16 protein-coding genes and 1 pseudogene are annotated in these 21690 nt (G+C 53.8%); 14 read left to right on the top strand and 3 right to left on the bottom strand.

Annotated elements, in window-relative coordinates:
- The first annotated feature begins 161 nt into the window (after positions 1-161).
- Both MKX64_RS09160 and MKX64_RS24295 read left to right on the top strand, forming a co-directional pair.
- A complete protein-coding gene (locus MKX64_RS09160) occupies positions 162-752 on the top strand; it encodes a TetR/AcrR family transcriptional regulator (protein ID WP_155618343.1) in 591 nt (196 codons plus the stop codon).
- A 15-nt stretch (positions 753-767) separates the two neighbouring features.
- Positions 768-865: pseudogene (locus MKX64_RS24295) on the top strand (transposase); the annotation flags it as partial.
- 220 nt (positions 866-1085) lie between these two features.
- Here the strand turns inward: MKX64_RS24295 and MKX64_RS09155 are convergent.
- Complete coding sequence (locus MKX64_RS09155; protein ID WP_095267736.1) at positions 1086-1745, bottom strand: M50 family metallopeptidase; 660 nt, start codon at positions 1743-1745, stop codon at positions 1086-1088.
- A 170-nt stretch (positions 1746-1915) separates the two neighbouring features.
- On the opposite strand from MKX64_RS09155, the gene MKX64_RS09150 reads away from it, so the two are divergent.
- The 9 genes from MKX64_RS09150 to MKX64_RS09110 all read left to right on the top strand — a co-directional run bounded on the left by MKX64_RS09150 (position 1916) and on the right by MKX64_RS09110 (position 16223).
- On the top strand, positions 1916-3865 hold the full coding sequence (locus tag MKX64_RS09150) for a TerB N-terminal domain-containing protein (protein ID WP_341035695.1): 1950 nt from the start codon (positions 1916-1918) through the stop codon (positions 3863-3865).
- A gap of 130 nt (positions 3866-3995) precedes the next feature.
- Positions 3996-5333 carry an ATP-binding protein gene (locus MKX64_RS09145; protein ID WP_155618380.1) on the top strand — a complete coding sequence of 446 codons (1338 nt, stop codon included), beginning with the start codon at positions 3996-3998 and terminating at the stop codon, positions 5331-5333.
- Entirely contained in the window at positions 5330-7516 is a 2187-nt protein-coding gene (locus MKX64_RS09140) for a DEAD/DEAH box helicase (RefSeq protein WP_341035694.1), read from the top strand. The genes MKX64_RS09145 and MKX64_RS09140 overlap by 4 nt, the downstream gene beginning before the upstream one ends.
- A gap of 404 nt (positions 7517-7920) precedes the next feature.
- Positions 7921-8934: a LacI family DNA-binding transcriptional regulator gene (locus tag MKX64_RS09135; protein ID WP_095267739.1), complete on the top strand. Its 1014-nt coding sequence runs from the start codon at positions 7921-7923 to the stop codon at positions 8932-8934.
- Positions 8935-9200: 266 nt separating this feature from the next.
- Positions 9201-10190 (top strand): ABC transporter permease, encoded by a 990-nt coding sequence (locus MKX64_RS09130; RefSeq protein ID WP_179292210.1) that lies wholly within the window; start codon positions 9201-9203, stop codon positions 10188-10190.
- A 25-nt stretch (positions 10191-10215) separates the two neighbouring features.
- Positions 10216-11100, top strand: coding sequence for a carbohydrate ABC transporter permease (locus MKX64_RS09125; protein ID WP_095267740.1), 885 nt, complete (start codon positions 10216-10218; stop codon positions 11098-11100).
- A 114-nt stretch (positions 11101-11214) separates the two neighbouring features.
- Positions 11215-12825 (top strand): sugar ABC transporter substrate-binding protein, encoded by a 1611-nt coding sequence (locus tag MKX64_RS09120; RefSeq protein ID WP_445670833.1) that lies wholly within the window; start codon positions 11215-11217, stop codon positions 12823-12825.
- A 56-nt stretch (positions 12826-12881) separates the two neighbouring features.
- On the top strand, positions 12882-14222 hold the full coding sequence (locus MKX64_RS09115) for a glycoside hydrolase family 30 protein (protein WP_095267742.1): 1341 nt from the start codon (positions 12882-12884) through the stop codon (positions 14220-14222).
- A gap of 303 nt (positions 14223-14525) precedes the next feature.
- Entirely contained in the window at positions 14526-16223 is a 1698-nt protein-coding gene (locus tag MKX64_RS09110; protein WP_341035692.1) for a sigma-54-dependent transcriptional regulator, read from the top strand.
- 156 nt (positions 16224-16379) lie between these two features.
- Here the strand turns inward: MKX64_RS09110 and MKX64_RS09105 are convergent, their stop codons facing one another.
- Complete coding sequence (locus tag MKX64_RS09105; protein WP_341035691.1) at positions 16380-16877, bottom strand: metallophosphoesterase family protein; 498 nt, start codon at positions 16875-16877, stop codon at positions 16380-16382.
- Positions 16878-17398: 521 nt separating this feature from the next.
- Between MKX64_RS09105 and MKX64_RS09100 the strand changes: the two genes are divergently transcribed.
- The 3 genes from MKX64_RS09100 to pdxA are packed head-to-tail and all read left to right on the top strand — an operon-like array spanning position 17399 to position 20703.
- Positions 17399-18388, top strand: a complete 990-nt coding sequence (locus MKX64_RS09100) for a 2-keto-3-deoxygluconate permease (protein WP_095267745.1) — start codon at positions 17399-17401, stop codon at positions 18386-18388.
- A gap of 18 nt (positions 18389-18406) precedes the next feature.
- The gene (locus tag MKX64_RS09095) at positions 18407-19705 is read left to right on the top strand and encodes a four-carbon acid sugar kinase family protein (RefSeq protein ID WP_155618348.1); all 1299 of its coding nucleotides are present in this window, start codon (positions 18407-18409) and stop codon (positions 19703-19705) included.
- A complete protein-coding gene (gene pdxA, locus MKX64_RS09090) occupies positions 19702-20703 on the top strand; it encodes a 4-hydroxythreonine-4-phosphate dehydrogenase PdxA (RefSeq protein ID WP_095399132.1) in 1002 nt (333 codons plus the stop codon). Before MKX64_RS09095 ends, pdxA begins: the two co-directional genes overlap by 4 nt.
- Positions 20704-20845: 142 nt before the next feature.
- Here pdxA and MKX64_RS09085 read toward each other — a convergent pair whose 3' ends face one another.
- Entirely contained in the window at positions 20846-21676 is an 831-nt protein-coding gene (locus MKX64_RS09085) for a DUF4367 domain-containing protein (protein WP_095267748.1), read from the bottom strand.
- Between the last annotated feature and the right edge of the window lie 14 nt (positions 21677-21690).

Raw genomic sequence — 21690 nt, 5'->3', positions numbered from 1 at the left:
GACATTCGTATTGCTTCTATACATCACTAGTAGCTTGAACAACACGTGTTGTATTTGTATGCTATAATAACAACCGAATGGTTCGCAATCATCAATAATCTTGAACCGTTGTATAGACAACACCGTTTCTATAATGTCGTTTTACTGGGGGGATCTTAACCATGACAATTAATAAGAATCAAGCAGATCCTCGTGTGATACGTACACGGCGGCTCCTTCAAGACGCTTTTGATTCCTTAATTCAAGAAAAAGATTTTGATTCGATAACCGTTAGGGATATTGCAGAGCGGGCTACTGTTAACAGAACGACTTTTTATGCGCACTTTGTAGATAAATTCGAAATTCTTGAGGCCAGATTAATGGAATCATTTATGACGATCATAAATCGTAAAATAAGTGGTCATGAAGTTTTAACTGAAGAAACAATTCGGAGTATTTTCCTGGGGTTATGCGAATTTCATAAGGATCTAGGCACTATATGCAAAAAAAGAAATACATCGCTTGTACCTGCATTCGAAATTCAAATAAAGAAAAAAATTCAAGCGATACTTCTTTCCTTGATAGACAAAGACAAGATGCTACTGACTCCAAACACGCAATTCTTAATAAATACGGCTTCTATCATGTTAAGTTGGGGGATGTATGGTGCGGCTTACGTATGGAACAATGAGGGGCGTCTAATAAGTGCGGAAACATTCGTTGAGCAGACTATGCCCTTAGTGATGAACGGAGCCAAAGAACTGCTGGGATAGGTTCTGTCGCTAATGAAGAGCAACCGGAATTTCCGGCGACTCTTGCTTCGCGGCTTACCAAAAGTAAGTTGGAAGTCGGGTGGCTTTCGTTTGCCCATAATCTGCTCAAATAGGCAATGATGAACCAAAAAGCGCGAGTCTCGGGGGCTAAGTAACCTTCAAGACTCGCGCTTTTATGCTTAAAGTTAGAGACAAGGCCATCCCTGCCTAGAAAAAACTACGTTTAGGACTGCTCCTTTTATTCATATTGATGAGTACCGGAAGGCGAACGAATGGTGTTGCAGTCATTTGACTCGCTTCTGGTACTGGTCTAGTTCTGACTTCTGTCAGCACCTATCTTTTTTGCCAGAAGAACTGAAGCGCCACCTTGGCACACCACAGGGCAAAGAGAAAGAAGAGCAGCGCCCACACAATCGCAGGCAGAAAGGTTAAATTCGCCAGATTGGTGGCATCGCCCGCATGCCCGGGGGCGGTCAGCGCCCGCATGCCCAGGCTTAACGGCCCGACAACGGATTCCTCCAGACAGAGGAAGGCGAGCAGCAGATAATAAAAGTTGCGTATCCGGACACCGAGGAAGTAAAAGATCAGGTTGATGACGATGAAGATGCCAAGCCACCAAACACCGTACCCCGAGCGCACGAAGAAGATGAGCATCACCAGCGCAAGCCCGGTAATGAGCAGCAACCCCTGCTCCTGCTTCTTCTTGGCATACAAATAAAACATAAGGATGGCAAATAACGATGCAGATATATATCCTGCCAGAGACACGATGATCGGTCCCCAGCCGGCAGTCAGAACAGAGTAGGTAACACCGCTGTGGTCCGGGTTCAGCTCAATGCTGAGCACACGCCCTGACATCAGAAGCGTCACAAAGGCGTGCCCGAGTTCGTGAATCATCGTATCCAGGATGCGGAACCAGGAGGAGAATGGAATTAGCCGGGTCAAGAACGCGGCGACTGCAAGAAATAGCACTGCTTTGAGCCATTTATTCATTGGGAAGTTTCCTTTCCAGCTATCGTCGGCTGACAAATGGATTCAGTATATTATAACATGATCGGGTTCGGTTAAAGATTCGCGCCGTTCGCTCCCGGAAAAATGCGAAAATACATTCGGGTCCGCTCGTAAAATGGTATAATTGGAGTTATGATGGAGGTTCGTTAAGGATGAGTGAAACGAGTAAACCTAATGACATTCACAATAGACATGTGCGCCATAAAGTCGTGACCGAGGGCGGCGTCCGGTTTGCTGAAATCGAGCTGGGCGGCGAGGAGCGGGATCTGCCGCTTCCGACCCGGGAGCCGGATCTGTTCGATTCGCAGCCGGGGCAGGGGAGCGATGCGGCGCGTTCCGGTACGGGACAGTCCGGTGTCGGCGATAGCCCTGCCTCTCTTGTACAGCCGGAGGAGTCGCTGGACTTGGACTGGAATGAAAGCTTTCGCTACATATCCAGGGAGCAGCAGTTTGTGCAGCAGGCCAGAGAGCTGGCCTGGCATGTGGAGGAAGCGGCGCCGTTTGTCCCGTTCAAAAGCTACTGGCCTACCTATGATCAGATGACGCGCGACCAGCACAGGTGGTATTTCTACTGGCGGGAGGAGGTGCGGTCCGGCCGCTATCCCGACACGGACTTGTCCTACCTGTTTATCTATGTGTATGAGCTGATTCACGGCATAGGCTGGAGCGATCCGGCGCAGGGCTACGCGCTGATGAATGCGGTATGGGAAGCTTATCGCGGACGTTATCCGAAGCTGGATACGTACTTGCGGGAGTGGCTATATGATTTTATGCTCGTTCATGGCCTGGATATGCCGGTGAAGGAGATTCCGCAGCGTCTGCCGCGAAGCCTGTCCAGCGTGCTGAAGGAGCTCGAATGGCTGCGGCGCTACTCGGCTGATCCGGTGGACCTCGGCTGGGATTACCTGCTCGACATCATCGATTATGATGTGGAGAAAAGCCGCTTCTATCGGGAGGGCGGACGCAAGGCGCTGCAGCAGCTGTCTCCGAAGGTGATTGCGCTGGCGGACAGCTACTCGGCCCGCTATGAGGGGGGGCGCCTGATTGAACGTTATCGCCCCCGTCCCCGCCAGGTGACTCGGTATTTGTTCCGCAGCGCTGTATATGATCATGAGATGTATGGACGGACGGCAAGCGTGACGGTGCTGATGCTCAGCGAGCATGCTCCGCTTCGAAGTTACATGACCCAGCTTGTCCGGCTGACGGAGAACAAGCTGCGGGAGCTGAAAGGTTATAAAGGCAGGCTCCGAGGGATTGAGGTGCCAGCGGGACTGGAGGAGCTGGTAGGCCGTTTTCTGAAAAAAGAGCTGCATCAGGAAGCCGAGGCTGAGCGCAAGAAATCCGCACCGGCCGTGAAGATTGACAGCCGGAAGCTGCGGCGGCTGCAGCGGGAATCGGACGAGGTGCGAGATATGCTGCTCACGGACGCTGCGCATACGGATGCAGCGGTATCGGCTGCTGCGGCGTTGACCGATCCGCCGGAGGAGCGGCAAGGAGTGCGCGAGGCAGCTGGGGAGGCGAAACCGCTGGAGCGGGAGACCCCGCCTGCCAAGCGTGGCGGCAGCGAGGAGGCGCCGCTGTTCCAAGCGGTGATGGATTTTGATGCCGAACCGCGAGTACGAGCGCCGTTGGCAGAGACTTCCGCGCATCCAGCGGCGGCGGCATCGCCAAACTCGGCAGAGGTGCCAGCGTCTTCAGAATCGTCAAAGTCGTCAAAATCGTCAAAATCGTCAGATTCGCGAGAATCGTTAGCAACATCAGATTCGCCAAAGTTGCCTGTACCGCCTGCATTACCGCCAGAGCGGCCGCTTCATGTGCCTAAGCAAGGCGAGGTGATGTGGAACACCGCCTCGCTGGATGAGGAGTGGCAGCAGCTTGCTGAGCGGCTTGCGCCTGTTCATCTGGCGCTGCTGCTTGCGCTCAAGCACGGGCCGGACCGGGAAGCGATGCAGCGGGCGGCGGATCAGGCAGGCTCCATGCCGGAGCTGCTGCTGGATGAGATTAACGATGCTGCAATGGATACGATTGGAGACCTGTTGGTCGACGGGGATGCCATTGTGGATGAATATAGGGACAAGTTCGAAACTTTGATGCGTATCTGAGGAAATGAAGATGAGGATAAAGTTTTAGTCGGCTTAGAAATCAGCATGTGAAACAGCATGCTACGCGGAGGGCCGGAGGAAGGATCAGAACGATAAGCTTTAAGTGGAGAACCAGAAGAGGTGATGAATGATGAACGAGCTGAAGATTCCCAAGCGGCTCACGACGGCGATCGTCAATTCGCTCACAGCCGGGGTCGTGCCGAGAGTGGGGCTTGAGTATATCGCGGTTGGACGCAAGCCCGAGGTTGAGTCGATCCTCAGAGACATGGACAACATCGCCGAGGGCGGGGCAGCCTTTCGCCTGATTACAGGGCGCTATGGCAGCGGCAAAAGCTTCCTGCTGCAAATGATCCGCAACTACGCCACAGATCGCGATTTCGTCGTGGCCGATGCCGATCTGTCGCCGGAGCGGAGGCTGGTAGGAACGAAGGGACAGGGGCTGGCTACGTACCGGGAGCTGATGACACATCTCTCGACGAAGACCCGCCCGGACGGCGGTGCGCTGGAAGCCATTCTCCAGAAATGGATCGCCTCCGTTCAGCAGGGGATCATGCAGGAGAAGGGGCTGCGTCCCGGGGATGCGGAACTGGATCAGGAGGTTGAGCTTAAGATTTATGCGGTGGCAAACAGCATGCGCAACCTGGTGCACGGATTCGATTTTGCCAAGGTGCTGGCCGCTTACTGGAGCGGTTACAAGCTGGCTGACGATGACCGGAAGGGAGCGGCGCTGCGCTGGCTGCGCGGGGAATACCCGACACGGACGGAGGCGCGCAAGGATCTCGGCGTCGGGGTCATCATCGATGACGACAACTGGTACGATTACATGAAGCTGTGGGCCGAGTTTACGGCAGCCATCGGGTATAGAGGGCTTCTGCTGTTTATTGATGAAGGTGTGAACCTGTACAAAATAACGAACAGCATCTCGCGTCACAGCAACTACGAGAAGCTGCTGACGATGTTTAACGACACGATGCAGGGCAAGGCGGAGCACCTGGGCATCTATTTGGGCGGCACGCCGCAGTTTGTGGAGGATGAGCGCCGCGGACTGTTCAGCTATGACGCGCTCCGCTCCCGGCTGATCGACGGGCGCTATGGGAGCAGCGCGCTCAGAACCTACACATCCCCGATCCTGAAGCTGGACATGCTGTCCCATGAGGAAATTCTCGTGCTGCTGCAGAAGCTGCGCGATATCCATGCGCTGCATTTTCAGTATGAGGTGAGCCTGACGGATGAACAGCTGATCGCCTTTATGCAGATGGCTGTGGGGCGTCTGGGCGCAGAGGAGCTGCTGACGACCCGGGAGGTGGTCCGCGACTTCATGGACGTGCTGCATACGCTGCATCAGCATCATGATGTGACCTTCGAGGAGCTTCTGGGCGAGCGGGCCGCGATGCGGCCGGATGACAAGGAGCGGAAGGAGCAGCCGGCGGATGAACTGGATGATCTGCTGGCGGAGTTTGAGTTATGAGCGGGCATCCGTTCTCCAGGCTAGCGCCGTTTATTCAGGAGTTTATTTACAAAAAACGTTGGGAAACGCTGCGGGAAGCCCAGGTGGAGGCCTGCCGCGTTCTGTTTGATACGCCGAATCATCTGCTGATCGCCTCCGGGACGGCCTCGGGCAAGACGGAGGCGGCGTTCTTCCCGGCGCTGACAGAGCTGTACAACCGGCCTCCAAGCTCGGTGGGCATCCTGTATATCGGGCCGCTGAAGGCGCTGATCAACGATCAGTTCGAGCGGATCACCGAGCTGCTGAAGGAGGGCCAGGTTCCGGTCTGGCACTGGCATGGGGATGTGGCACAGGCCGAGAAAACCAAGCTGATGCAGAAGCCCTCCGGCGTGCTGCAAATTACGCCGGAATCGCTGGAAGGGCTGCTGATGAACCGTCCGAATGCGATCCCGGCCCTGTTCCAGGACCTGCGGTACGTCATTATCGACGAGGTTCACGCCTTCATGGGGGCCGATCGCGGAATTCAGGTGCTCAGTCAGCTTGCCCGCATCCAGCGGATGGCCTCATGCGCGCCGAGACGGATCGGCTTGTCGGCCACGCTTCGCGACTACGACACCGCCGCAGGCTGGCTCGGTGCAGGCACGAAGCAAGCCGTTGAGGTGATCGCGCCGCAAGGGGCGCGCAAGCTGCGCCTGTCGGTGGAGCATTTCTCTTTCCCTGACGCCAGGGATGAGAAGCAGGCGGAGCAGCTGGAGCTGGCGCGCAAGGCTTATTATGATTTTGTGTATGACAACACCCATCATAAGAAAGCCCTTGTCTTCACCAACAGCCGCTCCGATGCGGAGCTGACAACGCTGGAGCTGCGCCGGATTGCGGCCAAGCGGCAGGATCCGGATGTGTTCCATGTTCATCATGGAAGCATATCCGCCATGCTGCGCGAGGAGACGGAGGCCGCCCTTCGCAGCGGGCCTGGCCCTGCCGTTGCCGCCGCGACCTTGACGCTGGAGCTCGGCATCGATCTTGGCGAGCTGGAGCGGGTCATCCAGCTCGGCGCACCGTACAGCTGCTCCAGCTTTGTGCAGCGGCTCGGCCGCTCCGGACGCCGGGGGAGCCAGACGTCCGAGATGATGTTCCTCTGTCCGGAGGAAGAGGACGAAGAGGCGCAGCTGCCGGCACGGATGCCGTGGACGCTGCTGCGAGCCATCGCGGTCATCGAGCTGTACGTCCGCGAGAAGTGGGTGGAGCCGCTATCCCTACGGAAGAAGCCGGTCGGCGTGCTGTATCATCAGACGATGAGCGTCCTCAAGAGCATGGGAGAAGCTGCGCCTGCGGACCTGGCCAGGGAAGTGCTGACGCTGCCCGCTTTCCGCGGCATTGAGCCCGAGGAATACAAGCAGCTGCTTCAATATCTGCTGCAAACCGATCATATCCAGCGGACGGAGGAAGGCAGCCTCATCATCGGCCTTGGCGGGGAGAAGATCGTGAACAACTACCGGTTTTATGCCGTGTTCAAGGATGACGAGGAGCATGTCGTATACAACGGCTCAGAGGAGATTGGCTCCATTACGACCGTGCCGCCCCCGGGCTACTGTTTCTCGCTGGCGGGCAAGCTGTGGAAGGTCGAAGAGGTGGACACGAAGCATAAGGCGCTGTATGTGAAAGCCGCCAAAGGGAAGGTGGACACCCTCTGGCTTGGAGCCGGCGGGGATGTGCATACCCGGATCATGCAGAAGATAAAGGAAGTGCTGATGGACAGCACGATTTACCCTTATTTGGCGCCAGGGGCTGTGAACCGGCTGGAGCGCGCTCGCAGGCTGGCGCGGGAGAGCGGGCTGCTCAGCAGCGTGGTCATCCCGGCAGGCGGAGACTCGCTTTTTATTTTGCCCTGGGCGGGCAGCAAGCAGTTTCGTACTCTTGAGCGCTTGCTGAAGCATAATCTGTCGGATCGGCTTGCCTTGCGGTCCATTGTCCCGATGGAGCCGTATTACATGGTGGTTGCCGGCGGGACGGATGACAGGACGCTGATGGAGCAAATTCTTAATGAACTGAAAGCTTGCCAGGACGCAAGCGATTTGCTGGATGCCGACGAGGCTCCTTATCTTGGAAAATATGATGAGTTTGTGCCGCCGCAGCTGGTCCGCACCGCCTTTGCGGTGGATGGACTGGATGTGCAGGGATTGGCTGACGTGCTGAAGGAAGACTGAAGTTCTTCATGAGTCTGAAGTGCTGAATGAAGGCTGAAGTGCTTAAAGATTCCTGAAGTGCTTGATGAGTCCGGATGAGGTGCGTGACGGGGAACGGGCAAGTGTCTGGAGTCGAAGCTTGAGAAGAGGGGCTCTATGTGTGGAGGCAAGGCTCACTAGGGCACAATAAGGTATGATCGTTGCCTGAAGAGTGTTTGTTGTCTCCCCCCCTTAGCACCATTATCCCTTTGATTCAGGGGGCTGCCTGATCAAACGGGATAATGGTGCCAGGCCTCAGGACGACAGGCTTCGCGCTCCCGGCACGACCGGTTTCTGGCTAATAAACGAAAAAAAACATTGTGCTGAAAACGTTTTTATGCTAATTTGATTTTATTAAAACGTTTTTAGAGAAAAGGACGAAGGATATGGGGAAGGTAACCATTAAAGATGTGGCAAGGGAGGCGGGAGTCTCCATTTCGACGGTGTCCAATGCCTTGAATGATGTGGATGTGCTTAATCCGGAGACCAAATCCCATGTGCTGGAAGTGGCCAAGCGGCTCAATTACGTGCCGAATCTGAATGGCAAGCTGTTGAAGTCCGGAACGACCAAGATGCTTGGGTTCTTCACAACAAGCGTGGCGGGTCCGTATTTCTACACGCTGGTGGAATCGATGTCGCGGGAGTGCGACCGGCTCGGCTACGGCTTGAACGTGTTCGTTACAACGGATAAGCAGATCATTATGAGTAATATTCTTGGCGGGCGCGTGGATGGGGTCGTTATATTCGAAGAATTGAGAATTGACGATCAGGATATCGCCGCGATGGAGAAGAACAAGGTGAAGGCGGTCTTTCTTGATCGCGTCATTCGCAGTGAAGGCATGGGAAGCGTGATCTTCGACTCCTATGAGGCCGGCTATGAGGCAACCCGGTATTTGATCAGTCTGGGGCACCGCAAGATCGCCTATATTTCAGGCGTCGATACGATGTTTGACAGCGTGCAGCGGAAGGAAGGCTACCTGGCGGCACTGCGCGAGGCCCAGTTTCCGGTGGACGAGGACTATATTTTGCAAGGCTATTTTGAAGAAGAGGGCTCTTACAATGCCGTCAAATCATTCATTCACAACCATCCGGGCAAATTGCCTGACGCCTTCCTGGCGGGGAATGACTTGAGTGCAATCGGCTGCATACGCGCGCTGAAATCCCTTGGCTATGACGTTCCGAACGATATTAGCGTCGTAGGCTTTGACGACATTGATATTGCGCAGTATTTTTCGCCGCCGCTCACGACGGTGCGAAATCAGATTGCCAGACAGGGCATGCTGGTGGTGAACCATCTGGTCCGGATGATTCAGAACAAGGAGCAGGGCAAGGTGGAGAAGCTGGCTGGCGAGCTGATCGTGCGCGGATCGAGCCATATCAAGTTGTCCCGGCCGTCTTGAAGCAGCGAAGGCAGAGAAGGCGCGGCGCGGCGGGCCTGCTCCGTTCCCAGGCAGCGGCTCGCGTCTGCACAAGGAAGCGGCTCACGTGTGAACCGACGTTTTGTTACGGCTAAGGACCGGTATCTGAAGAAGAATGAAGCTGCAAGATCGATGCCGGTCTGTTTTTTTAATGCATGAAGGGAGGCGATCGCCAAAAAATAAAAACGTTTTAATAACTTGGAGATGCAAAAATCATTCTCATAGCAGTTTAAAGGGGGGCGAAGCCAATGGGCAAGCCGGCTGCAGTTCACTCAACCGGGCCCGCTAAGGCCGGTCTGAACGGCAAGAAGCCGATGGGCCAAAGAGTCAAGGAGTTTGCGGTAGACTTCATGCGGCAATGGGAGCTTCAGTCCATGATATGGCCAGGCGTCATTTTCATGATTATCTTTTGCTACATACCGATTTATGGGCTGACTATCGCATTCAAGCATTACACCGTGATCGACACGCTGGACTCTGCGCCATGGGTTGGATTAGAGAACTTCAGAATTATTATGTCGGACCGGTATTTCTGGGATTCGGTGGTCAACACGCTGGGCATCAGCTTCTTGAAACTGGCGATAGGATTTGTCATTCCGATTATTCTGGCGGTCATGATTTATGAGGTCAGATGGGGGCGCTTCAAGAAATTCGTGCAAACCGTTTCTTACCTTCCGCACTTTCTATCTTGGATTGTACTCGGCGGGATGCTGATCACTTGGCTTTCGACGTCGGGGCTGTTCAATCAGATTCTGGTGGAGCTCGGACTGATCTCGAAGCCGCAGAACATCCTGCTTGATCCAGGCAAGTACTGGTGGATTGCCACGCTGTCGGATGTGTGGAAAGAGGCGGGCTGGGGAACGATTCTGTATCTGGCGATTATGGCCAAAATCGATCCCACATACTACGAAGCGGCCAAGATCGACGGGGCAAGTCGTCTGCGTCAGATCTGGTATATTACGATCCCGAACATGAAGACGATTATCAGTTTGAATTTGATCCTCACTGTAAGCGGTTTATTAGGCTCGAATCTCGATCAGACACTGGTGCTGATGAACTCGCAGAACCGGGAGAAGGCCGAGGTCATCAACTCCTACGTATATCGGATGGGGATGACGCAAGGGGACTTCTCTTATGCGACGGCCGTCGGGCTGGGCGTATCGATCGTGTCGGTCATTCTGCTTGTTACCGCGAACAAAATCACGAGCAAATTAAACGATAATCAGTCCGTTCTGTAATGGCAAACGAGAGGAGGCTTTACGCTTGAATTCAAAGATTGCAAAAGGGGATCTGGACAGCCGAATCTTTGATGTCGTCAATACCGTGCTGCTGGTGCTGTTTACGATTATCATCGTCGTTCCGCTCTGGAATGTTGTTGTGTCATCCTTCAGCTCGGGCAGATCCTTGGCGGAAGGCGGATTTATATTCTGGCCCAAGGAGTTTTCCCTGGAAAACTATCAGGCCGTGTTCCGGGACGACTCGATTTGGCAGGCATTCTTTATTTCGGTTGCCAAAACGGTGATCGGGGTGGCCACCCACGTCTTTTTCTGTGCGATGGTCGGCTACGGCTTGAGCAAAAAGTATGTTCGCGGACGGAAGCTGTATGTGGTGATGGGAGTCATTACCATGTTCTTCTCCGGCGGTATGATTCCGACTTATCTGTTGATCAAATCGCTCGGATTGCTGAACAGCTTCTGGGTATATATCATCCCGGCGCTATTGAGTTTCTATGATGTCATTATTCTGATGAACTTTTTCCGCAACGTGCCGGATTCGCTGGAAGAGTCGGCGAAGATTGACGGCGGGGGAGACTGGCGCATTTTCCTCAGCATCTTCATCCCACTGTCCATGCCGGCGATGGCAACGATCGCCCTGTTCAACGGGGTCGGGCAATGGAACGATTTTATGACGACCAAGCTCTACATTACGGATCAGTCATTGTACCCGCTGCAGATGATGCTGTATGAGATCATAGTCCAGTCCCAGACGCAGACGATGCAGAATATGGGCTCAGTGGCCATCCAGACGACCACCAAAGGGGTTCAGCTGGCCACCATTGTAGTGACAACGCTGCCGATTGTCATAATTTACCCGCTGCTGCAGCGGTACTTCATCTCAGGCATTATGCTAGGGGCGGTCAAGGAATAGGCATGCCCGAATAACGGGGGACCAATCACGATGTCCCGAATTGAGGTAAGCGCTTTACCTACTATAAAGGAGGACAAGAAGATGGGCAACAAACAAGCGTTTTGGAAAAAAGGGATGGGACTATTCACCGGCGTACTGACACTTGCGCTGGTTGTCACGGGCTGCGGATCAGGCGGTGACAGCAATTCGAATAAAGAGAACTGGATTTCGATTGAGGACCGGTACACACCGGACCCGAACACGCCGGCCTGGCAGCTGGATACGAAGGAAGAGATCACCGAGCTGACCTGGTATGTGAATGCGGATTGGTGGAACACCGATTTTGGCAAGGATGTGGTGACCCAAAAAATTAAAGAAGACCTGAACATCGATATTAAATTCATTACCGGCGACGATACGAAATTGAATACGTTTTTTGCTGGCGGCGATATGCCGGACCTGATTACAACCTTTGACTCCAACTCTCCGGTGGTGCAGAAGGCGGCAAACTGGGCGCTTCCGCTGAACGATCTGGCTGAGAAATATGATCCGCATTTCAATCAGGTAGCGGCGCAGGATACGCTGAATTGGTTCCAGCTATCGGATGGCAAGACGTACGGTTACCCGAACTACTCCAATACCCAGGAGGATTATGACAGCGGTAACATTCCGGCCAAAACAGCGTTCATTATCCGCAAGGACGTGTACGAGGCGCTTGGTAAGCCAAGCATGGGCACGCCGGAGGAGTTCAAACAGACGCTTAGCGAGATTAAGCGTGAATTCCCGCAGCTGATTCCGTTTGGCTTCAATTCGATCGGTGAAGGTACCGGGTCCCTGGGCGATGTGCTTCAGGATTTCATCGGTGTGCCGCTTGAGGATGAGAACGGCAACTTCTATAACCGCAATCTGGATGAAGACTACATTACCTGGCTGAAAACATTGAATGAAGTATATCGCAGCGATGCCATCAGCGATGATAGCTTCGCGGATGACGGCACGGCATTTGAGGAAAAAGTGAAGGCCGGCAAATACGCTACGATTCTGCTGGACGGTACACCGCAGCAGGGGGGCAACCTGCAAAGCTTCATGACCCACAATCCCGGCAAGGAATATATCGCGATTGACGGCCCGCAAAGCACGGTTGGCAACGAACCGACCCTGAACCAGTCCGGAATTACCGGCTGGATGATCAGCTTCATTACGAAATCAAACGCCGACCCGGCCAAGTCGATTCAGCTCTTCACCTATCTTCTGAGTGAGGAAGGCCAAATGCTGATGAACTATGGCATCGAAGGCGAGACCTATAAAGTGAACGCGGACGGCACGGTAGAGTTCCTGCCGGAGGTGAAGGAGATTCAGCTGAACAACCCGGATGCATTCAAGAAAGACTACCGCATGGGTGAATTCATGTTCTTCGGTCACGACCGTCACAAGGCGCTGAGCGGAGATGCCTTCCCGGATGCGATCAAGCAGATGCAGGAATGGGGCAAAGGCAAGCTGAAGCCGCATTTCATTCTGGAGAATATCAACCCGGCTCAAGGCACACCGGAAGCGCGGTCGCTCAGCACGATCGATACCAAGTGGAACACCACGCTTGTAAGCTTGATTCGCGCCAGCGACGAAGCCCATTTCAACAATATTTTGAGTGAATACAAAGCCTTCATCGAAGATAATAACTGGAACAAAATTCTGGAGATTCGCAACGAAAAAATGAAAGCGAACAAGGAGAAGCTGGGCCTGCAATAAGAGGAGCTCGTCAGCTTTGTTAGGATAGGAAGTAAATTACATCTGGAGGGAATGACATGTTGGATACCGTCATCTATCAATCAAGCGGGGAGAATGAACTGTTCATACAAAAGACAAGGGATGAGCTTCCTCCCCAAGCTTCCGGTGAACAGTCCCATACGGTCGTTGTGGACGAAGCGCAGACCTATCAGGAAATGGATGGCTTCGGCGCGTCCTTCACGGACTCCGCAGCTTACCTGATCTATCAGGTGCTCGATTCAAAGCAGCGGGCAGAGCTTATGGTTAAGCTGTTTGATGCCAAGCAAGGCATCGGCCTGTCCGTTCTGCGCAACCCGATGGGCGCCTCGGACTATGCCCGCGATTTCTACAGTTATAATGATCTGCCTGCTGGGGAAACAGACCTGGAGCTGAAGCAATTCTCCATCGAGCATGACGAAGCGGACATCATTCCGCTGCTGCAAGAGGCGATGAAGCTGAATCCGGACCTGAAGCTAATGGCTTCGCCATGGAGTCCGCCAGGCTGGATGAAAACGAGCGGCTCCATGATTGGCGGGGAGCTGAAGCAGGAATATTATTCGGTGTATGCGGATTATTTTGTACGCTATATTCAGGGTTATGCGGAGCATGGTCTGTCGATCTACGCGATTACCCCGCAGAACGAGGCTCTGTATTCCCCGGGCCACTATCCGGGGATGATTATGCTGCCGGCAGCGCAGGCGGATTTCATCAAGCATCATCTGAAGCCGCGGTTCCGGGCGCATGGAATCCACACCAAGATCCTTTGCTATGATCATAACTGGGATAAGCCGGAATACCCGCTGGAAGTGCTGGAGCAGGCGGGGGAAGAGGTGGACGGTGTGGCCTGGCATTGGTATGGCGGTAAACCTTCAGCGCAGACCCAGGTGTATGAAGCCTTCCCGGACAAAGAGGTGCATTTCACAGAAGGGTCCGGCGGGGAGTGGATTCCGCCGTTCGAGCAGGCCTTCTCCAACGTGATGCGCACGGGAATCGAAATTTTGCGGAACTACAGCAAATCCTTGGTGTTATGGAATATGGCGCTGGATGAGCAGAATGGCCCAACCGTGCCCGGGTTCGGAACGAGCACATGCCGCGGGATCGTAACGGTCAATCAGCAAACGAAGGATCTGACCTATACGCTGGATTATTACGCCCTGGCTCATTTCAGCAAATGCATCCGCCCGAAAGCGGTGCGTGTGGCTTCCACCAGCGGTGAACTCGTGCGATCCGTCGCTTTCAAGAACACCGACGGGTCGGTAGCGGTCGTGCTGTTTAACGACAGCGATAAGGCCGAGAACGTGACGCTGCAGGTGAGAGGCGAGGAATGCCTGCGCTTCAGCATGGAGCCGAAGAGTGCGCTTACCTTCTGCACCGCCTGACTCCTGGCGTTTAAGGATGATCGTCGGAGCTGTCTGATTCCAATAAGTCTCTAAAATAAAAAGGTTGGGCGAAAAAACGTAAAGTTATCCGTCCAGCCTTTTTTGTGTGCCTGCTATTGGAGGAATGCAGCGAGGCGGAGGCCCCTTCCGGAAAATAGGTCTTATTATTTCACCTGTCTACCGTATGGGGAGCATATCACTTTCTGGAAATCTCCTTTTCGTTTTCACAAGGTCAGTTGGTTATTTGCGGCGGAAACGTTAGAATAAAGGAATAGGTCTAATGAATTTATAGGTGGATATATCATGACGATTAAAACATTGTTTATAGCTCCTTATCCGGCAATGATTCCGCTGATTGAGGAATGTCAGCAGGAGGAGCAGGATCTGGACATTCATATTGAGCTTGGCAACCTGCAGGAAGCGATTCCGGTTGCGAAGGAAGGTGAGCGCCAAGGCTATGATGTCATTATTAGCCGGGGCGGTACGGCGAAGCTGATTGAAGCCGAGGTAGGCATTCCGGTCATTGATGTGCATGTTTCCGGGTACGATATGCTGCGGGTGCTGACCTTGGCCAATGATTTTCCAGGCAAAAAAGCGATTGTTGGCTTCTCCAACATTACGCTGGGGGCCAAAGCGATTACCGACGTGCTGGACATCGGGGTAGAGGTGTTTACCATCGAGAAGGCGCAGGAAGTGGACGAGCTGGTCAAAGACCTGAAAATGAACGGTTATGAGCTGATCATGGGCGATGTCGTTACGATCGAGGCAGCGGCGAGATACAGTCTGGAGGGCATTCTTATCCAGTCCGGGCGCGAAGCGATATTCGAGGCGTTCATGAAGGTGAAATCCACTTATCGCTTGTATCAGAGCAAGCAGCAGGAAATTTCGTTGCTGCATGCGCTGCTTCAGGAAACAGCCTCGAACTTTGTCGTGCTGGGCCCGCAAGGGCAAGTGGTATACGAGCATTGGACGGATTTTGCAGCATGTCCCGTTCCGGTCAGCGAGCTGCGAGGCGGCGGCCTTCAGGATTCGGAAACGCAGGGCGCCACCGAAATCCGGGAGGTACCTCAAGGCAAGCTGAAGCAGAAGCGGGTGCGGAAGGTCGTTCGGGGCCAAGTGTATGATCTGTACACCTTCTCCGAGCTGCGGGAGCGCGCCGGCCTGAGCGGGGAGCGAATCGAGGCGGTGTCTCAGCTTCCGATGATTGTGGCGAAGAGCCCATCGATGAGTGAGACACTGGATGGTATCGCGCGTCACCTGTCCAGCACCTGTCTCGTGCTGATCGGGGAAGCGGGAACTGGGAAACGGCTGCTATCGCAGTATATCCATTATAAGAAGCATACCGGGGAAGGGCTTTATGCGCATCTGACGGCCCGGCATGTGCTGGATGCGATGGACGCCGTGGATCCGGATGTAAGAACGGTCTATATCAACGGCCTGGATGAATTGTCGCCTGAGGACATATCCAGACTGGTGTCGGTGCTCGGAGCTCAGCATGATCCTCACCGGACTTATGTGCTCGCACTGGAACAGGAAACGCCGGCCTACCGGCCGCTTCTGTTCGATGAACGAAGTGTCCGCGTGCATATTCCCTCCCTGCAGGAGCGCAAGGAGGATATCAGGCCGCTGGCGACCTATTACATTGCCGCCTTCCACGGAACACTGGGCACTTCGCCCATCAAGATCAAGGAGGAGGCGCTGGCGCTGCTGGAGGCGTATCATTGGCCGGGGAATGTGGATGAGCTGAAGGCGCTGCTCAAGGATGCCGTTACCGGGGAGAAGGGGTATGTGATCGGCAAGGCGAAAATTGCCGGGCTGCTCGCGAAGAAACCGGCGCAGGCAGAAGTGCCCGAATCCCGGGAATTCCTGCAGGGAACGCTTGATGAGATTGAAAAGCGGATCATCCACGCCATTATGAAGGAAGAGAATGACAATCAGACGCGGGTTGCGGAGAGGCTCGGGATTAACCGCTCGACGTTATGGAGAAAGCTGAAGCAGTAAGCTCAGCTTTCTTTTTTTGTATGGTGGCCCATGCGGCAGTTGGCCTCCTTGCCGGGCCTCTCCCGCAGCATGAGCCGGTCCTGTTGCGTTGAGCGGATGATGATTATCGTGCGGCAGCCGTCATTACACCGAATGCCGCCACATGAAGCCGCCTGTTTACTTGCGGTCAAAGAACACATGCCTTGCCTGCAGCTGCCCGTTATCGGTCGTCAGAATGCCGAAGGAGAACTTCGGCTGCCGCCGGCGGTCCGTGGGCGAGCCGGGGTTGAACAGGAGTATGCCGTCGACCCTTTTGTGTACCGGGATATGGGAGTGGCCGAACACGATGGCGTCCACGGGCTGCTGATCAAACGCGCTGCGGGCATTCTGCTCGGTTGAACGCGAGCCGATATGGCCATGCACGAGCCCGATCCGGCATGTATCGGCTTCTACAATGCGGGTCAGGCCGAGCTTCTCCCGGATCGCGGGCGGATCGGTATTGCCGGCAACTCCGGTTACGGGAGCGTAGCGGCTAAGCAGCTCATAGACGCTCCAGTCGGACCAGTCACCGGCATGCAGAATCAGGTCAGCTCCGGGCAATACTTTGAGTAGAGGTTCTGGAAGACTGCGGGCTCTGGTTGGCAGATGCGTGTCGGAAATCACGATGATTTTCATAGTTGATAATCTCCTTTCAACTAGTAATGTCAATCACTCCGCCTTTGAGAAAGGCGAAAATCAGTTCCGGGCAGATCTGCGTACAGCTGCTTGTTGAGGCTTGCTTTTCGAACGCTTGCCACCGTATCCCCTTTGATCAGGTTAGGAAGGAGAAGGGCTTTGCCAGGGAATGCTCATTTCTTCTCGATCTATATTCGTCCGTTTCTAGCTCTAGCCTTTTCTTTTCTCTGGGTTCCTCTCGGCCGTCTTCTGAACGAAAGGGATAATCATGCAAAGTGGAAGGTAGGGATATCGCATACAAAATATTATACCCGTTTCGCTTACCAAGCATATACGCGTGCATTGCATCAGGTATCATACCGTCTAGGACATCTCGCACATTCGAGTGTTTAAAATTGCAACAATTATTTTAAAATATGTTGCAAAATTTTAAGTAAGCATTTACAATAATCCCTGTAAACGATTTCAACTAATGAAAAAGTGTTTCATATTGAAACAATATGTGGGGGAGTGTTAATATAATGAAGATTAAAGCGACGTTAGAACGAATTCCTGGAGGTATGATGGTTGTTCCGTTGCTAATTGCAGCAACGATCAATACATTAGCTCCAGATCTGCTTCGTATCGGGAATTTTACCGAGGCTTTGTTTGTTAACGGTGCGAGCGCGTTGATTGCCCTGTTCTTGCTCTGCACAGGAGCGCAGATTAATGTGAAGTCGTTCGGTGTATCTGTAGGAAAAGGTGCCACACTGCTCGTGACCAAATGGGCTGTCGGTGCGATATTCGGTCTCATCGCGTATATGTTCGCAGGAGACAATGGCTTATGGCTCGGACTTGCGCCGATCGCTGTCATTGCGGCAATGACCAACAGTAACGGCGGATTGTTCGTGGCGCTGGTCGGTCAGTATGGCAATAAGGAAGACCGTGCAGCATACTCGCTGCTGGCGCTGAATGACGGACCGTTTCTGACGATGGTAGCTTTGTCGATCTTTGGTGCGATGGGCTTTGTGGACGGAATGTTCTCCTTCGTTTCCTTCATCTCCGTGCTGCTGCCGATTATTGTCGGTATGGTGCTGGGGAATCTGGATGAAGAGATGCGCAAGTTCCTGGACAAAGGAAGCTCGATGCTGATTCCATTCTTTGCATTCGCGCTTGGTATGGGCATTGATTTCGGTGCGATTGTCGAAGGCGGGTTGTCCGGTATTATTCTGGGTCTGTTGACTGTATTCGTAACAGGTACTGCAGGTTACTTCGTGTTTAAGGCGCTGAAATGGAATCCGATTGTCGGCGCAGCGGAAGGCTCGACGGCAGGAAATGCGGTAGCGACGCCTGCGGCGATTGCGGTAGCGAACGCGTCCTTCGCGGCGTTCACCGATATTGCGACGGTACAGGTTGCGGCATCGGTGGTTACTTCGGCGATATTGCTGCCGATCTATGTCGGATTTTTGGTGAAACGACTGGAGAAGAAGGGGTATTCATTTGAGGCTAAGACAGCCGAGACCGACTCATAAAAGGTGTGATCAACAGTGATGAATCAAATCGGAATTATTGCAGATGATTTAACGGGAGCCAACGATTCGGGTGTACAGTTGGCGAAGAAGGGCCTGAGCTCGACGGTTGTCTTTGACTACCGTCATGCCAAGGCCGACGCCGTCTCCGATGTGCTGGTCGTCGATACGGACAGCCGGGCCCGCAGCCGGGAGGAAGCCTATGAAGCGGCGCTTGGCGCCGCCCGTTTCCTGAAGGATCGGGGCTCCCGGCATATATACAAGAAGGTGGACTCCACGCTTCGCGGTAACATGGCGGCAGAGCTGCTGGCGGTGGAGCAGGTGTTCCAGCCGGATCTGGTGCTGATTGCGCCCGCTTTTCCCAAGATGAACCGCACCACGGTGAACGGACATCATTATGTCGGCGGCGTGCTGATTACAGAAACGGAATTTGCGAGGGATCCGAAGACGCCGGTTCAGGAAAGCTACATTCCGAAGCTGCTTCAGGCGGATGCCGATCGCAAGGTAAGTCTGATAGACTCGGATATGCTGCGCTTGCCGGAAAGTGAACTCCGGGCCCGAGTGACAGCGGAGCTGGAGAACGGCAGCACCTGGTTCGTCTGCGACAGCCAGTCGGAGGAGGAACTGGTGGCGATCGCATCCTTCTTCGCCAAGCTGGACAAACAGATCCTGTGGACCGGTTCGGCCGGATTGATAGAATATTTGCCGGAAGCGCTGCAGCTGTCGCCAGCAGGCAGCGGAGACGAAGAGGTTGCCTTGACGAAGAAGACGCTTGTTGTGTCCGGCAGCTTGTCCCAGACGACAAGAGGCCAGCTTCAGCGGGTGAAGGAGATGGAACAGGCGCATTTCATGGAAGTGAGTCCGGAGGAGCTGATTCGGCAGAACGGTTCGTCAGCTTCGTATGTTGAAGAGATGCTGAACCATTCGGATAAGGACTATTATGTCCTGTATGTCGATGCCTCGGAAAGCAATCGTGTGCTTGGCAGAGAGGTCGGGGCGGAGCTTGGCCTGTCCCTGAATGAAGTAAGTGAAGCGATATCCAGCGGGCTTGGACAGATTACGAAAGCGCTGCTGAAGGCGTCCGGTGAGATCGAGGGTCTGATCTTAACCGGCGGTGATACGGCCAAAGCGGTCTGCACGGAGCTGGAATCCGGGGAGATGCAGCTGTACTCCGAAGTGGAGCCGGGGCTGCCGTTCGGAAGGCTTCATGGAGAGAGCGGAAGCTACTGGGCGATTACGAAGGCCGGCGGGTTCGGAAATGATGAATCCTTGGTGGATGCATTGAAATATATGACAAAACAGAAAAAGGTGAGAGTATGAGCAACCATAAACCCGTGATCGGGATTACGATGGGCGATGCGGCTGGCGTGGGTCCTGAAATTATTTTGAAAAGCTTGAGTTATGAAGAAATGTATCAGATCAGCAATCCGCTCGTCATCGGTGACCGCAAAATTCTCGAGCGGGCCAAAGCGTTCGTAGGCAGTGAGCTGAACATTGAGACCATCACAGTGGATCAGCTGGATCAGGTATCCTATCAGCAAGGGACAGTCCATGTGCTGGATCTGGATCTGCTGCCTGCAGATCTTCCGGTAGGACAGGTGTCCGCAGAGGCGGGACATGCTGCATTTAAATATTTGGAGACGGCGATTACGCTAGCGAAGGACAATAAGATTCAGGCGATCTGCACGGCTCCGCTGAACAAGGAAGCGCTGCACAAGGGAGGCCATAAATATCCGGGCCATACCGAGATTTTGGCGGATCTGACCGGCACGCAGGATTTCTCCATGATGCTGTCGGCACCGAATTTGAAGGTCATCCATGTCACCACGCACGTCGGACTGATCGATGCGGTGAAAATGATTCACCCCGAGCGGGTCTACCATGTGATCAAGCTTGCGCATGATACGCTGCAAAAAGCGGGCATCCAGCAACCGAAAATCGCGGTATGCGGCATCAACCCGCATGCGGGCGAGAATGGGCTGTTCGGCTACGGAGAAGAGGAAGAGAAGGTTATTCCGGGTGTTGAGAAAGCACAGTCCGAGGGCATTAACGTCGTAGGACCGCTGCCTGCGGATACACTCTTCTTCCGGACGGTGCGCGGCGATTTCGATATCGTGGTCGCGATGTATCACGACCAGGGGCACGGACCGGTCAAGGTGCTTGGCCTTGATGCAGGGGTTAACATTACAGTAGGCCTGCCGATTATCCGCACGAGTGTGGACCACGGTACGGCATTTGACATCGCCGGCAAGGGAATTGCGGACGAGAAGAGTCTGATGGAGGCGCTTCGCCAGGCTGCGGAGCTTGCTCCGAAGTGAATGGAAACGCCTGCGATGCTCGGGTGTACATGACCGGCACCCGAGCGGGACATAAGGCTTGTTCTGCAACATAATAAAGAAGCAGTTCTCCAGGGCTTGCGGTTAGCAAGCGGAGACTGCTTCTTTTTTTGTAATCAGGGGATCATTTTCTGATATAGGCTTCAGCGATCTGAATCAATTCGTCCTCGGTAACCTGCTGATCCAGTGTGGCCAAGGTATAGGCATGTCTTGTTCCGTCCGGCAGTTCCGCAACCCAATCGAGAGATACTGAGTTCGATGACAACCAGTTTGTCTGGATAACTTCCACCTGGTTGATATTCAATTTCTTCTTGGTTACTTGCGTCTCATCATTCCAATACGTTGTGAGCGTACCGTCTGGACCGAGGTTGACTACCCGGAGATCAACCCCGAGATCCCCTTTCTTGTAGGTGCTGGTCACTCTCCAGAACGTATCCGCCAGCGGGACAGGCATCGTGGCATAGTCTTTGCCTGAGGCGACGGCTTCTTCGTGAAGCTGTTTGGCGATCGTTGTTCGTTCCTCTTCCGTCAACGGGGTTATATCGTTCTGCATGAACATTTGAATACTGCCCGTCTCAAACGTATAGCTGCCTGTCAGCTCATCCGGTATGGTGACCGAAGGGTCTTTAATCATGGAACGAAGATCGGCTAAATTATTGACGTCAAGCGGATTTGCACGTATATCGATTTTCTGATCGGGATTATGGGGAACAACATAGATCGCGGCGGCTTCCCCTGGTCCAATCTCATCTGTCCATACCTTGTTGGAGATATGAACCCGTTTATACTCTTCCTCGGTCACCTGAGGTCTCTCAGGGAAATCTTGCGCATTCTTCTCTTCGTATACCGTCTCGCCTTTTTCATTCTGCAGCGTATAGTACTGAATCGCCGCAAAGCCGGTAGAAGCCGTAAGCAGCATGCCTGCAAGGGCCAGCAACCCCACTTTATATTTCATATAAAATCTCTCCT

Source organism: Paenibacillus sp. FSL M8-0334 (genome assembly GCF_038000405.1).
Classification (GTDB): Bacteria; Bacillota; Bacilli; order Paenibacillales; family Paenibacillaceae; genus Paenibacillus_AQ; species Paenibacillus_AQ campinasensis.
The sequence above is the reverse complement of the archived record's forward strand: the minus strand, read 5'-3'. Positions and strand labels throughout refer to the sequence as shown.